Raw genomic sequence first — 13641 nt, 5'->3', positions numbered from 1 at the left:
GCGCTCGGGCGGGCACGGGCAGCCACGTGGGGCGGCCCCTACGAGGGTCGGTGTGGCGGGGCAGGGGTCAGCGTGCGGCGTGCGGCGGGCAGACACGCAGGTCTGCCCCTACGACATCGGTGCATCAAGCGCAAAGGTCGAGTTGCGCGGAGGGTGGGCGCGATGAATCGCGCCCCTACGGCATTGGGTTGCCGGCGGGGCCGGGCCCTCGCGCCGCAAACGGATGCCCGCCACCGCCCCTCCCCCAGGTTGTTTTGGGGGAGGGGCCGCGAGGAACGAGCGGGGGAGGGGGCCCCGCGCCGCCCCGCGCCCTACCCCTCCGCCCCCTCCGCGCCGTCCGGCGGGCCGGGCGCCATCACGGTGACCTGGCGGGGGAGCATGCGGTACTCGAAGCGGCGGGACGACATCGGCTCGCCGTCCACGTTCACGCTCAGGTCCACCTCCGCTTCCACGGTCACGCTGCGCACCTGGCGGTAGATCACCTTTTCGTGCTCCACGTGGTTGCCGGCGCGGAGCTGCGGGGCGATGCGCACGAACTCCATGTGCGTCATCGCCTCCACGATGCACACGTCCAGCAGGCCGTCGGAGAGGTCCGCGGCGGAGGTGAGGCGCACGCCGCCGCCGGTGCGCTGCGCGTTGCCCACGGCGAAGATCAGGAAGTCGCCGTCGTGCAGCACCTCGCGGCCGGAGGTGAAGCGCGCCTTGCAGGGAGTGAGCGTCACGAACTTCTTCACGCCCGTGATCACGTAGGCGATGGGGCCCAGAATGCGCTTCATCTCGTCCGACGCCTCGTCCGTCGCCTCGGCGCCGAAGCCGCCGCTGGAGACGTTGAGGAAGGCGCGCCCGTTCAGCGCCGCCAGGTCCACCGGATAGCGCTTCCCCTCCACCGCCACGGCGAGCGCCTCCTCCGGATCCTTGGGGACGCGCAGGCCCCCCGCGAAGTCGTTGGCCGTGCCCAGCGGGATCACCGCCAGGCGCGGCAGCTCGTCGTGCCCGCCTGCCTCCGCCCAGTCGTTCAACCCGTTCACCACCTCGTTGATGGTGCCGTCGCCCCCCGCGGCCACCACCACCTCGGCGCCGCGCTCCGCGGCCTCCGTGGCGAAGCGGCGCGCGTCCCCCGCCTCGAAGGTGATGTGCCCCCGCACCTCGTGGCCGGCCGCGCGCAGCGACTCCGCCCCGCGCCGGATCGCCTCGACGGCGGCGGGGGTGGACGGGTTGATGACGATCTCCAGGTGCAAGGCGGCGCTCCGGGCGGCGTTGTGTGGTGGCTGCGCGGGCGCCGGGGCGCAAGAACCCCGCCAGACACCTTCGGCACATCTTCTCCTTGACCTTGCCGGGAAACGCGTTAGGTTGGGGCCACGTGGGATGAAGTGGGGAAGAGTGGGACGCCGCGGGGTGCCCTCGCACACGGACCGAATGACCGGCTTCCTGGGAAGCTTCCAGCACAACGTCGACGAAAAGGGCCGCCTCAGCCTCCCCGCCTCCTTCAGGCGCGAGGGCCAGGACCAGCCCTTCGTGCTGGTGCACGTCTTCCCCGACGCGCTCACGCTGTACCCCCGGTCCGCCTGGGCCGAGGTGGAGGGGCGCCTGCGGGAGGTGCTCCGGCTGCAGCCGCAGGCCCGCCCCTGGGTCCTCAAGGTGACGGCCAACGCCTGCGAAGTCGTGCCGGACAAGCAGGGGCGCATCCTGGTGCCCCAGCGGCTGATGGACGCGGTGGGGATCGCCGGGGCCACGCTGGTGGTGGGCGCCATCGACCGCATCGAGCTGTGGGACCCGGCGCGCTTCAACGCCGCCACCGAGGCGCCCGTGCCGGACGCCGCGCGCTTCATGCACCAGATCTTCGGCTAGCCTACCCCTTCCCGGGCCTCGCCACGTGACCACCGAGCCGCACATCTTCAACTTCGCCCCGCTGGCGGAGCCCGTCCTGGCATGCGCCGCGGACCGGCACCTGGGCCCCTACCTGGTGCTCCCCGCGCTGGCGGGGTGGGCCGGAGCGGAGTGGTGCCGCTGCCGCGCCTGCGGAAGCACCGTCACCCGCGCCACCTCCATGCGCAACGCCGCGTGAGCTACGACACGCCGTACCACGCCCCCGTCCTGGTGGAGGAGGCGATGGAGCTGCTGCGGCCGGAGCGCGGCGGGCTCTTCCTGGACGGCACGCTGGGCGGGGGCGGGCACGCGGAGGCGCTGCTGGAGCGCGGGGCGGAGGCGAGGCTGATCGGGGTGGACCGCGATCCGGACGCGCTGGCGGAGGCGGGGACGCGGCTGGAGCGCTTCGGCGAGCGGGCGCGGCGGGTGCGCGCCAACTTCGCGGACGCGGTGCAGGCGGCGGGGGTGGAGCCGGGGGCGCTGAACGGCGTGCTGCTGGACCTGGGGATCTCGTCGCACCAGATCGACGCGGACGCGCGCGGCTTCACCTTTCGCCCCGGCGCGCCGCTGGACATGCGCATGGCGCAGGGCTCCGCCGGCGAGCCCAGCGCCGCCGACCTGCTGGCCGCGCTGGACGAGGAGGAGCTGGCGAACCTCTTCTACCGCTTCGGCGAGGAGCGCAAGTCGCGCAGGCTGGCGAAGGTGATCGCGGAGATGCGGCGGGAGGCGCCCGTGGACACCAGCGATCGGCTCGTGGAGGCGATGCGGAGGGGGCTGGGCGGGAGGATCGAGGCCGCGGACAAGGCCCGCATCTTCCAGGCGCTGCGCATCGCCGTCAACGACGAGATCCCGTCGCTGGAGCGGGCGCTGGAGAGCTTCCGCGAGGCGCTGGCGCCGGGGGGCGTCTTCGCCGTGATGTCGTACCATTCCCTCGAGGACCGGCTGGTGAAGAACGCGTTCCGTGAGTGGAGCCAGGACTGCATCTGCCCGCCGCAGATGCCCATGTGCAACTGCCGCGGCGTGGCGCTGGGCGAGACGCTCACCCGCAAGCCCGTGTCCGCCTCGCCGGCCGAGATCGCACGCAACCCGCGCGCGCGCTCCGTACGGCTGCGGGCGTGGAGGCGCGCGTGAGCTCCGCCGTCTTCGCCGCGGTGCGCCCCGGCGCCAACCCGTGGGACCCGCCTCCCGCCGACCGCAACGAGCGCCGCGCGCGCCGCCGCGGTGCGCTGCGCCGCGTCTTCTTCATCCTGGTGATGCTGGGCGCGCTGGCGTCGGTGGTGTGGCGGCAGACGGTGGGCTACGAGCGCGAGCGCCAGCTCTCCGCCGTGCGCGCCGAGCTCTCGCAGGCCGAGGCGGAGCGCGTCGAGGTCACCAACCGCATCCAGGCGCTGCAGACCCGCGCCCGCATCACCCGCGTCGCGCGCGAGCGCCTGGGGATGCACGTAGCGCGCGACGAAGAGATCGTGATGCTCCCCGTTCCCGCCACCACCCCGGCGCCGCCGGAGGCCCCTTGAGCGCCAAGCGCACCCGCCCCGCCCTCACCTCGCCCGAGCGCATCGCCGGGCGGCAGAAGCTCCTCCTGGTGTCGTTCGGCGTGGCCGCGATGCTGGTGGTGGGACGCGCCGTGCAGCTCCAGGGCTTCGAGGGTGCGGAGTGGAAGGCGGAGGCCGCCAGCCAGCAACAGGCGCGCGTGCCGCTCCCCGCGCGCCGCGGCGCCATCTACGACCGCGACGGCGTGCCGCTGGCGCTCACCCGCGAGACGTACGAGGTGGCCGTCGCGCCCGCGGAGATCAGGGACCGGCGCGAGGTGTCGAAGCGGCTGGTGGACGCGCTGGGGCTGACGAAGTCGGCGGCGCGGCGCGCGACCGACACGCGCCGCAAGTGGGTCGTGCTCCCCGGCCGCTTCACGGTGGAGCAGCGCCGCAAGCTGGGCGAGATGCGCGGGCTGCACCTGTCCCGGCAGCTGGAGCGCTTCTACCCCCAGGGCGAGGTGGGGCGCGAGGTGATGGGCACGGTCTCGGCGGACGGGCGGGCGCTGGGCGGGATCGAGCAGGCGATGGACTCCATCCTGCGCGGCACGGACGGCTTCAGCATCCACCGCCGCAACGGGCGCGGCCGCAAGGAGGCGGCGGTGTCGCTCCCGGTGGCGCCCCCGCGCGACGGCGGCGACGTCTACCTGACGCTGGACTTCGACCTCCAGGAGATCGCGGACGCGGCGCTGGACGAGGCGATCCGCAACACCAACGCGTCCGGCGGGGACCTGCTGCTCACCGAGCCGCGCACGGGGGAGATCCTGGCGGCGGTGTCGCGGCGCAGGGGTTCGCGCGGGCTGGCGGCGTTCGTGGAGCCGTACGAGCCGGGCTCCATCCTGAAGCCCTTCTTCGTCGCCAACCTGCTCTCCGCGCGGCGCGCTTCGCTCAACGACCAGGTGTTCGCGGAGAACGGGCGCTGGGCCGATCCGAACGGCCGCATCCACACCGACGTGCACCCGTACGGCATGCTTTCGCTGCGCGATGCACTGCGCGTCTCCAGCAACATCGGCATGGTGAAGATGGTGCCGAAGCTGCGCCCGGCCGAGCAGTACGCCAATCTGCGCGACTTCGGCTTCGGCACGCCGACGGGGGTGGAGTACCCGGTGGAGAGCGGAGGGCGCCTGCCGCGGCCGGCGCGCTGGTCCAAGATGACGGCCGCCTCGCTCGCCACGGGCTACGAGGTCTCCGTGACGCCGGTGCAGATGGCGATGGCGTACGGCGCCCTCGCCAACCACGGCAACCTGATGGAAGCCCACCTCCTGCGCGAGACGCGCGGCCCGGACGGCGGCACGCGCTGGAAGCTGGAGCCGCGCGTGGTTCGCCGCGCCGTCCCCGCGTCGGTGACGGACGCGCTGCGCGAGGTGTTGATCACCGTGGTGTCGGACGGTTCGGCCAAGGCGGCGGCGCTCTCGACGTTCGAGGTGGCGGGGAAGACGGGGACGGCGCGGCGCACGGGAGCAAACGGGCGCTACGAGGCGGGGCAGTACAACTCCAGCTTCGTGTCGTACTTCCCGGCGCGCGATCCACAGCTCGTCATTTTCGTGAAGCTGGACCGTCCGCAGGGCGACTACTACGGCGGGCTGACCGCGGCGCCGGTGACGCGCGCCACGCTGCAGGCGATCCTGGCGGCGCGCTCGCCCTCGCTGGACCGGCGCGCCCTTCTCGCCACGCGCATCCCCACGCCGTCGCAAGCGGCGCCACAGCAGGCGGTGCAGCGCCGTCCGCGCTCCTCCGGCGGGGAGGGGACGTACGTCTTCGACTCGCTTCCGCAGAGCGCGGTGACCGCCGCGGCGCCGAAGCGCGAGCCGGTGCCGGTGCCCGCGCTGGCGGGCCTCTCGCTACGCGACGCCGTGCGCCGCCTGCACGCGCTCGGCTTCCAGGTGCGCGTGCAGGGCGCGGGAACGGTCAAGGGCACCCGCCCGGCGGCGGGCGCCGTGCAGCCGCGCGGCGGCACCATCCTGGTGGTGGGAGCGGAGCGCTGATGACCACGCTCGGCGCGATCGAAGCGCGGCTGGAGCGTGAGGGGCTCCTCGCCAGCGACGCGCGCCTCTCCGCGGACGACGCGGCGCGCCTGGTCGCCAGCGCCTCCGCGGACTCGCGCAAGGTGGGCGCCGGCGACCTCTTCTGCGCCATCGCCGGCACCGAGGGCGACGGGCACCGCTACCTGGCCGACGTCGTGGCGCAGGGCGCGGCCGGCGCGACGGTGGAGCGGCGCGAGGATGCCATCGCGTTCCCGCAGATCCACGTCACCAGCGGGCGGCTGGCCGCATCGTACGCCGCCGCCGAGCTCTGGGGCGATCCCTGGAACGACCTCACGCTGGTGGGCGTCACCGGAACCAACGGGAAGACGACCACCGCCGCCATCCTGCGCGACATGATGTCCCGCCGCATGCCCACGGCGTACATCGGCACGCTGGGCGCGCTGGACGCGGGCGGCAAGCCGGTGCCGGGGACGGAGGGGCTCACCACGCCGGGGCCCATCGAGGCGGCGCGCTGGCTGCGCGGCTTCGCGGACGGCGGCGTGCGCGCGCTGGCGATGGAGGTGTCGTCGCACGCGCTGCACCAGGGGCGGATGGCGGCGGCGCGCTTCGACGCCGCGCTCTTCACCAACCTCACGCAGGACCACCTGGACTACCACGGGACGATGGAGGAGTATCGTTCCGCCAAGCTCCGCCTCCTCACGCTGCTCAAGGACGGCGCCGCCGCCGTTGTCAACGCGGACGATCCGGCCTGGGACGAAGTGGAGGCCGATCGCGTGGTCCGCTTCGGGATGGAGCGCCCCGCCGACGTCCGCGGGGAGAACGTGCGCGTGGGGCCCGGCGGCATGGAGTGGACGCTGGTTCTTCCCGACGGAAGCGCGGAGGTGAACCTCCCCCTCTTCGGCAGCTTCAACGTCTCCAACGCGCTGGGCGCCGCGGCCACGCTCTGGTCGCTGGGGTGGGCGGCGGAGGAGATCGCGGCGGGGCTCTCCACGATCCCGCAGGTGCCGGGGCGGCTGGAGCGGATCGCCGGCCCGCCCGCATCCGCCACGGTGCTCGCGGACTATGCGCACACCCCGGACGCACTGGAGCGCGCCCTCGCCGCCGTCCGGCCGCTGGTGCAGGGGCGCCTGATCGTCGTATTCGGCGCCGGCGGGGACCGCGATCCCACCAAGCGGCCGGAGATGGGCCGCATCGCGGCGGAGGGGGCGGACCTCGCCATCGTCACCTCCGACAACCCGCGCACCGAAGACCCCGAGAAGATCCTGGACGACATCGAACGCGGCATGGGAAGTGCACCCCGCGTGCGACTTTCCGACCGCCGCGAAGCCATCCGGCGGGCGCTACTCGAAGCCGGCAACGAGGACGTCGTCCTCCTTGCCGGGAAGGGCCACGAGACGTACCAGGTCGTGGGCCGCGAGAAGCGCTCGTTCGACGAGCGCGTGGTGGTGCGTGAAATCCTTGCCGAACGGGCAACGTCTGCGACCAGGGAATGGGTGTGAGCGGATTTCGATGGACTGCCGCCGAGGTGGAGCGCGCGCTGGGCACACGCGGGACTGAGGACGGCGACGCCGAGTACACCGGCGTCTCCACCGACACGAGAAAGATCGCGCAGGGGTCGCTCTTCGTGGCGCTGCGCGGAGCCAACTACGACGCACACGACTTCCTCGCCGTCGCGTCGGACGCGGGAGCGACGGCGGCGGTGGTGTCGCGGATGCCGGACGTGCAGCCGGCCGGGATGCGGCTCTACCTGGTGGACGACACGCTCCACGCCCTGGGCCGCCTGGCCCGCCACCGCCGCCGCGCGCTGAGCGGTCGGGTGGTGGCGGTGGCGGGGAGCAACGGCAAGACGACCACCAAGGAGCTCCTCCGCGCCGCGCTGGGCGTCAAGTTCCGGGTGCACGCCACCGAGGCCAACCTCAACAATCAGGTCGGCGTTCCGCTCACCCTGCTGGCCGCGCCGGAAGACGCGGAGGTGCTGGTGATCGAGACGGGGACCAACGAGCCGGGGGAGATCGCGCTGCTGGGCGCCATCGCCGAGCCGGACGTGGCGCTGATCACCTCCATCGGCGAGGAGCACCTGGAGGGGTTCGGGAGCGTGGCCGGCGTGCTGGAGGAGGAGCTCGCCATCCTCCCCTCCGTGCGTCCCGGCGGCACAGCCTTCGTGGCCGACGAGCCGCCCGAGCTGGTGGCGCGCTCCCTCACCATCCTGCGCGACTGCGTGCGCGTCGCGGGCCTCACTCCCGACGCCGAGGTGCGGCCGGAGGGCGAGGTGGAGGTGAGGCCGGACGGGAGCACCGCGTGGCGCTTCCGCGGCGTGGACGTCCACGTGCCGCTCCCGGGGATGCACAACGTGCGCAACGCCCTGCTCGCGCTCGGCGTCGCCGAGGAGCTCGGGGTTCCTCTGTCGGATGCGGCGCGCGGAATTGGGGCCATGTCGGCACCGAAGATGAGGAACGAGTGGCGCAGAGTGGGCACCGTGGGTGTGCTGGCGGACTGCTACAACTCCAACCCGCCCTCCCTGCGCGCCGCCGTCGAGCTGCTGGCCTCCATCCCCAGCGACGGCGCCAAGGTGGCCGTGGTGGGGACGATGCGGGAGCTGGGCGACCACGCGGACTCGCTGCACGCCGCCGCCGCCGAGCAGATCGCCGGGCTGGTGGGGAAGGGGATCGACCGGGTGGTGGCGACGGGTGACTTCGTGGCCGCGTTCGGGCCGCTGCGCGAGGATCTCGGAGACCACCTAATCTCCGCGGACGATCCGATCCAGGCGTACGAGGAGCTTCGCCCCTCGCTGCAGGGAAACGAGACGATCCTGCTGAAGGGGTCGCGCGGAGTGGCGCTGGAGAGGATCATCCCCCTGATCGAGCGGGACTTCGGCCAGCCGGCCGAGACCAACCAACACGCCGGGGCCTGACACGGTGCTCTACCACCTGCTGGTGCCGCTCGCGGAGTACAACGCGGCCTTCAACGTCTTCCGCTACCACACCTTCCGCGCCGCGGGGGCCGTGGTGACGGCGTTCCTGGTGGCCTTCTGGTTCGGGCCCGCCATCATAGGCCGGCTGCGCATGCTCAAGCTCGGGCAGATCGTGCGCACCGAGGGGCCGCAGACGCACCTGGGCAAGCGCGGCACGCCCACCATGGGCGGCGTGGTCATCGTGCTGGCCACCGTGATCCCCACGCTGCTCTGGGCGCGGCTGGACAACCCGTACACCGTCATCGCCATCGTGACGCTCCTCTGGCTGGGAGCGCTCGGCTTCATGGACGACTACCTCAAGATCACCCGCAAGGGGACGGACGGGCTGGCGGGGCGCTACAAGATCCTGGGGCAGGGCTCGCTGGGGCTGCTGCTGGGCGCCTTCCTCGTCTGGTTTCCGCTCAGCGAGGTGCCCAGCACCTGGACGCAGATTCCCTTCTTCAAGAGCGTCCACCTGGAGTTCTTCTGGCCCATCTACATCCTGTTCGTGACCTTCGTGCTGGTGGGGTGCTCCAACGCGGTGAACCTCACGGACGGGCTCGACGGGCTGGCGGCGGGGCTCTCGGCGATCGCGGCGGTGACGTTCGGGCTCTTCGCCTACCTCTTTGGCCGCGTGGACATCTCGGACTACCTGAACCTCTTCTACCTGCCGGGCGCGGGCGAGCTGGCGATCTTTTGCGTGGCGCTGGCCGGCGGGTGCATGGGCTTCCTCTGGTTCAACGCGCACCCCGCCGAGGTGTTCATGGGCGACACCGGCTCGCTGGCCATCGGCGGCGTGCTGGGGGCGGTGGCGGTGCTGCTGAAGGCGGAGTTCCTGCTGGCCATCGTGGGCGCGGTGTTCGTGGCGGAGGCGCTCTCGGTGATGTCGCAGACCGTCTACTACAAGTGGACGAAGAAGCGAAGCGGCACGGGCCGGCGCATCTTCCGGATGGCGCCGCTGCACCACCACTTCGAGCAGATCGGGTGGCACGAGAGCAAGGTGATCATCCGCTTCTGGATCGTGGGCATCATGTGCGCCCTCGCCGCCGTTGCCACGCTCAAGATCCGGTGATGGGGCACCTTCCGGGGCACCGGGGGATGAATCCCCCGGCTGGAACTACGGGAAGCCCGATGAATCGGGCTCGCATGCCCGGGGTTGCCGTGCGAGTCCGCGAAGGCGGACTTTGCGCCGTTCGAGCCGCGGTTTCAACCGCCCGGCTGCCACAGCCATGACCCGCACCCTTTCCGGCGAGACGATCGGGGTGCTGGGGCTGGCGCGGAGCGGGATGGCGGCGGCGCGGCTGGCGCTGGCGCGCGGGGCAAAGGTTTACGCCAGCGACGCCGGAAGCGGGCCCGCGGCGCAGAAGGCCGCCGAAGAGTTGCGCGCGCTCGGCGGCGATGCCGAGACGGGGGGGCACGACGTGGCGAAGCTGGCCGCGTGCACGCGCATCGTCCTCTCCCCCGGCATCCCGCCGACGGCCAAGATCCTCCGCGATCCGGCCATCGCGCACGTGCCGGTGATCCCCGAGGTGGAGCTGGCGTACGAGCAGCTCGGGTCGCGCGTGATCGGCATCACGGGGACCAACGGGAAGACGACGGTCACGGGGCTGATCGAGCACATCCTGCGCGCCGCCGGGCGCGACGCGGTGGCGGGGGGCAACATCGGCACGGCGCTGAGCGAGCTGGCGCTGCGCGAGCCGCAGCCGGAGATCGCGGTGGTGGAGACGTCTTCGTTCCAGCTCGGGATGATCCGCGAGTTCGCGCCGGAGATCGGGGTGCTGACGAACCTGGCGCCCGACCACCTGGACTGGTACCCGGACTTGGAGGCGTACTACGCGGACAAGGCCAACCTCTTCCGCAACGCCACCCCTGCCAGCCGCTGGGTGCTGAACGCCGAGGACGAGCGCGCCCGCGAGCTCCCGGGAGATGCGGCGGGGGAGAGGTTCTACTTCCGCGTCGCGTCGCAGCCGGAGGACGGAGAGCGCGGCGGGTTCCTGGACCCGGAAGGGTGGCTCACGCTGCGGATGGACGGCGAGACGGAGGAAGCGCTGTCCCCAGCGCACGAACTCAGGATCCTGGGCCCGCACAACGCCGCCAACGCCCTCGCCGCCGCGCTGGCCGCACGCCTCGCGGGTGCGGAGGCAAAGGACATCGGGTACGCGCTGCGCAACTTCGAGGCGCCCGCGCACCGCCTGCAGCCGGTCGGCGAAAAGGGCGGCGTGCTCTGGATCAACGACAGCAAGGCGACCAACATCGCCTCCACCCGCGTCGCGGTGCGGGGGATGACGCGGCCCGTCGTACTGCTGCTGGGCGGGCGGCACAAGGGGGAGCCGTACACGGAGCTCCTCCCCGAGCTGGGCCCCACCGTCCGCGCGGTGGTGGCGTACGGCGAGGCAGCCCCGATCGTGCAGAGCGACCTCGCCGGCCACGTGACTGTCGAGCGCGTGGACGGCTCGTTCGAAGAGGTGGTGCGCCGCGCCCGCGAGCTGGCGCGCGAGGGTGACGCCATCCTCCTTTCGCCCGCGTGCAGCAGCTTCGACATGTTCCCCAACTACGAAGAGCGGGGCCGGCGCTTCGCCGAGCTTGCCGCCGAGGATCGCACGTGATCACCCTGCCAGGCCGCCCCCGCGCCCAGCCCCGCCCCGCCCAGCCGCCGGTCCCCCCGCGCGACCGGCGCCCCGCCGCGCCCCGCCTGGCCGCCGCCAAGGCCGCCCGCGCCGAGTCCACGCTCGAGTCGCGCGCGCTCGTCGCGCTCACGGCCGCGGCGCTCTGCTTCGGGCTGGTGGAGATGTACAGCGCGTCGTCGTTCATCGCGCGCAGCGAGGAGCTGCCGGGGCACTACTACGCCCTCAAGCAGCTCCGCGCCGTCGGGGCGGGCGTGCTGATGGCCGCCATCATCTCGCGCCTCGACTACCGCCGCTTCCGGCTGTGGGCGTGGCCGATGCTGATCGGCGTGGGGCTGATGCTGGTCGTCGTGATCATGCCGGGCACGGAGGCGATCGCGCCGCGCATCAACGGCGCGCGGCGCTGGCTTGACCTGGGGATGTCGTTCCAGCCCTCGGAGCTGGCCAAGCTGGTGATGATCATCTGGACGGCGATGCTGGCGGTGAAGAAGGAGGACAAGCTCCACTCCATGAGCCGAGGCCTGGTGCCCTTCCTGATGGTGTGGGTGCCGATGGCGCTCCTCGTCTTCCTGGAGCCCAACCTGAGCGCCGCGCTCCTCGTCATCCTGCTCAGCGCGCTGGTGCTGTTCGCGGGCGGGGCGCGGATCGGGCACTTCATCGTGCTGGGGCTGATCGCCGTGCCCATCGTCTGGGCCAAGGTGCAGGACGCGGGCTACCGGATGAAGCGCATCGCAGCCTTCCTCGATCCCGGCAACGACACGCAGGGCGTCGCGTACCAGATCAACCAGTCGCTGATCGCCATCGGCTCGGGCGGGCTGGGCGGAGTGGGCTTCGGCAACTCGCGGCAGAAGTTCGGCTTCCTCCCCGAGGCCCACAACGACTTCCTCTTCTCCATGATCTCCGAGGAGTGGGGGCTGCTGGGGGTGCTGTTCGTGGTCGCGGTCTTCGCGGGGTTCCTGGTGCTGGGCTACCGCATCGCGGCGCGCGCGCCGGACCGCTTCGGCTACCTGGTGGCGCTGGGGATGACCAACCTGATCGTCGTCACCGCCTTCCTCCACATGGGCGTCGCGATGGCACTGCTGCCGACCACGGGCTTCACCCTCCCCTTCATGTCGTACGGAGGGAGCGCGCTGCTCACCTACTTCGTGGCGGTGGGCGTGCTGCTGAGCGTGGCCCGCGCGCGGGGGACGGCCGCATGACGCCGCCCCGCATCCTCTTCGCCGGCGGCGGAACCGGCGGGCACCTGTACCCCGCGCTCGCCCTGGCCGACGCCTTCCAGCGGCTGCACCCCGGCGCGGAGGTGATGTTCATCGGCGCGCGGCGCGGCGTGGAAGCGCGCGTGCTGCCTGAAAAGGGCGTCCCGCACCGCCTTCTGCCGCTGGAGCCGATCCGCAGGCAGAAGCCGTGGCAGAACTGGCGGCTGATCCCCGCGATGCTCGGCTCGGCGACCGGCCTGCGCTCCGTCTTCCGCTCCTTCAAGCCCGACCTGGTGGTGGGGACGGGCGGCTACGCGAGCGGGCCGGCCGTCGCGTGGGGCGTGCTGAGTGGCGTGCCGGCCGCGCTGCAGGAGCAGAACTCGTATCCCGGCTTCGTCACGCGCACGATGGCGGGCCGGGTGCGCCAGCTCCATCTCGCGTTCCCCGAGGCGCGCGCGCACCTGAAGCCGGGGAAGCGCACCGAGGTGTTCGAGCACGGCAACCCCATCAACCCGCCCGACCTGACGCTGGACCGCGCCGCCGCCCGCGCCCGCTTCGGCCTCTCCGACGGCACGGTCTGCCTGGTGACGGGCGGCAGCCAGGGCGCGCGCTCGGTGAACGAAGCGCTGCTCGGCGCCCTGCGCGGCGTGGCGGACGGCCGCCTCCCCGCGCCGCCCCCCGGCTTCCAGATCCTGTGGGCGACGGGTCCCGCGACGTACGACAAGACGGCCGAAAAGCTGGCGCAGGTCGGCAATCCGGGGTGGGTGCACGTCCTCCCGTACATCCAGGACATGCCGGGCGCCCTCGCCTCCGCCGACTTCTCCATCGCGCGCGCCGGTGCGATGACGCTGGCCGAGCTGTGTGCCTGGGGCATCCCGAGCATCCTCGTCCCCTTTCCGCACGCCGCCGCCAACCACCAGCACCACAACGCCGTCGCCCTGGCCGACGCGGGCGCCGCCGTGATGGTGGAGGAAAAGGACCTCGCCGCCGAGCGGCTGTGGACCGAGGTGATGGCGCTCGCCTCCTCGCCCGAGCGCCGCGAGGAGATCGCCGCTCACGCACGCGAGCGCGGCCGCCCCAACGCCGCCGACCTCATCGTGCGCGAGCTGACGAAGCTGATTGGCTAAGCGAATGTAGCGTTTCTCTAGCCGGCTTCAGCCGCCTTCGCGTGGCTCCAGCCGGGGGATTCATCCCCCGGCGCGGGGGCCGGGGCCCGTGGCCGGCACCGGGGCCAACGAAGGCCGGGGATCCATCCCCCGGCGCGGGCGCCGGGGCCGGCAGGAGCGCACCACCCAGGGCATGAGCGCAAACGCGGGCATCGCGTAGCACCAGCGGCGAATGTCTTCGCCCTGGATTGAGCAACTTTCCCAACCGTATTGCGGGCGGTATATTGAACGGATTCGATCTGGTGGAGCTGGCGGGGCGCGGGCCCGTGCATTTCATGGGGATCGGCGGGGCGGGGATGAGCCCGCTGGCCGACATGCTCATGCT

Annotated in this window: 12 protein-coding genes; 11 read left to right on the top strand and 1 reads right to left on the bottom strand. The window is 72.6% G+C overall.

Features of this window, described 5'->3' with window-relative positions:
* Positions 1-311: 311 nt before the first annotated feature.
* Positions 312-1238 (bottom strand): YegS/Rv2252/BmrU family lipid kinase, encoded by a 927-nt coding sequence (locus VF647_05665; protein HEX8451560.1) that lies wholly within the window; start codon positions 1236-1238, stop codon positions 312-314.
* Between the two features lie 178 nt (positions 1239-1416).
* Here VF647_05665 and VF647_05660 point away from each other — a divergent pair, with 178 nt between their 5' ends.
* From VF647_05660 to murG, 11 genes are all read left to right on the top strand, one after another.
* Positions 1417-1848, top strand: a complete 432-nt coding sequence (locus tag VF647_05660; protein HEX8451559.1) for a division/cell wall cluster transcriptional repressor MraZ — start codon at positions 1417-1419, stop codon at positions 1846-1848.
* 25 nt (positions 1849-1873) lie between these two features.
* Positions 1874-2065: a hypothetical protein gene (locus tag VF647_05655; protein ID HEX8451558.1), complete on the top strand. Its 192-nt coding sequence runs from the start codon at positions 1874-1876 to the stop codon at positions 2063-2065.
* Positions 2062-2997: a 16S rRNA (cytosine(1402)-N(4))-methyltransferase RsmH gene (gene rsmH, locus VF647_05650; protein ID HEX8451557.1), complete on the top strand. Its 936-nt coding sequence runs from the start codon at positions 2062-2064 to the stop codon at positions 2995-2997. Before VF647_05655 ends, rsmH begins: the two co-directional genes overlap by 4 nt.
* Complete coding sequence (locus VF647_05645) at positions 2994-3380, top strand: septum formation initiator family protein (protein ID HEX8451556.1); 387 nt, start codon at positions 2994-2996, stop codon at positions 3378-3380. The genes rsmH and VF647_05645 overlap by 4 nt, the downstream gene beginning before the upstream one ends.
* The gene (locus tag VF647_05640) at positions 3377-5380 is read left to right on the top strand and encodes a penicillin-binding transpeptidase domain-containing protein (protein ID HEX8451555.1); all 2004 of its coding nucleotides are present in this window, start codon (positions 3377-3379) and stop codon (positions 5378-5380) included. The genes VF647_05645 and VF647_05640 overlap by 4 nt, the downstream gene beginning before the upstream one ends.
* Positions 5380-6879: a UDP-N-acetylmuramoyl-L-alanyl-D-glutamate--2,6-diaminopimelate ligase gene (locus tag VF647_05635; protein ID HEX8451554.1), complete on the top strand. Its 1500-nt coding sequence runs from the start codon at positions 5380-5382 to the stop codon at positions 6877-6879. The genes VF647_05640 and VF647_05635 overlap by 1 nt, the downstream gene beginning before the upstream one ends.
* Positions 6876-8291 carry a UDP-N-acetylmuramoyl-tripeptide--D-alanyl-D-alanine ligase gene (murF, locus tag VF647_05630; GenBank protein HEX8451553.1) on the top strand — a complete coding sequence of 472 codons (1416 nt, stop codon included), beginning with the start codon at positions 6876-6878 and terminating at the stop codon, positions 8289-8291. Before VF647_05635 ends, murF begins: the two co-directional genes overlap by 4 nt.
* A gap of 4 nt (positions 8292-8295) precedes the next feature.
* Positions 8296-9402, top strand: coding sequence for a phospho-N-acetylmuramoyl-pentapeptide-transferase (gene mraY, locus VF647_05625; protein ID HEX8451552.1), 1107 nt, complete (start codon positions 8296-8298; stop codon positions 9400-9402).
* 157 nt (positions 9403-9559) lie between these two features.
* Positions 9560-10936, top strand: a complete 1377-nt coding sequence (gene murD / locus VF647_05620; GenBank protein HEX8451551.1) for a UDP-N-acetylmuramoyl-L-alanine--D-glutamate ligase — start codon at positions 9560-9562, stop codon at positions 10934-10936.
* Positions 10933-12153: a putative peptidoglycan glycosyltransferase FtsW gene (locus VF647_05615; protein ID HEX8451550.1), complete on the top strand. Its 1221-nt coding sequence runs from the start codon at positions 10933-10935 to the stop codon at positions 12151-12153. Before murD ends, VF647_05615 begins: the two co-directional genes overlap by 4 nt.
* Positions 12150-13277, top strand: coding sequence for an undecaprenyldiphospho-muramoylpentapeptide beta-N-acetylglucosaminyltransferase (murG, locus tag VF647_05610; protein ID HEX8451549.1), 1128 nt, complete (start codon positions 12150-12152; stop codon positions 13275-13277). Before VF647_05615 ends, murG begins: the two co-directional genes overlap by 4 nt.
* Positions 13278-13641: the final 364 nt, after the last annotated feature.

Origin of the sequence: Longimicrobium sp., from assembly GCA_036387335.1 — a bacterium.
Classification (GTDB): Bacteria; Gemmatimonadota; Gemmatimonadetes; order Longimicrobiales; family Longimicrobiaceae; genus Longimicrobium.
Note: the sequence above shows the minus strand (reverse complement) of the source record. Positions and strands in the feature narration are given on the sequence as shown.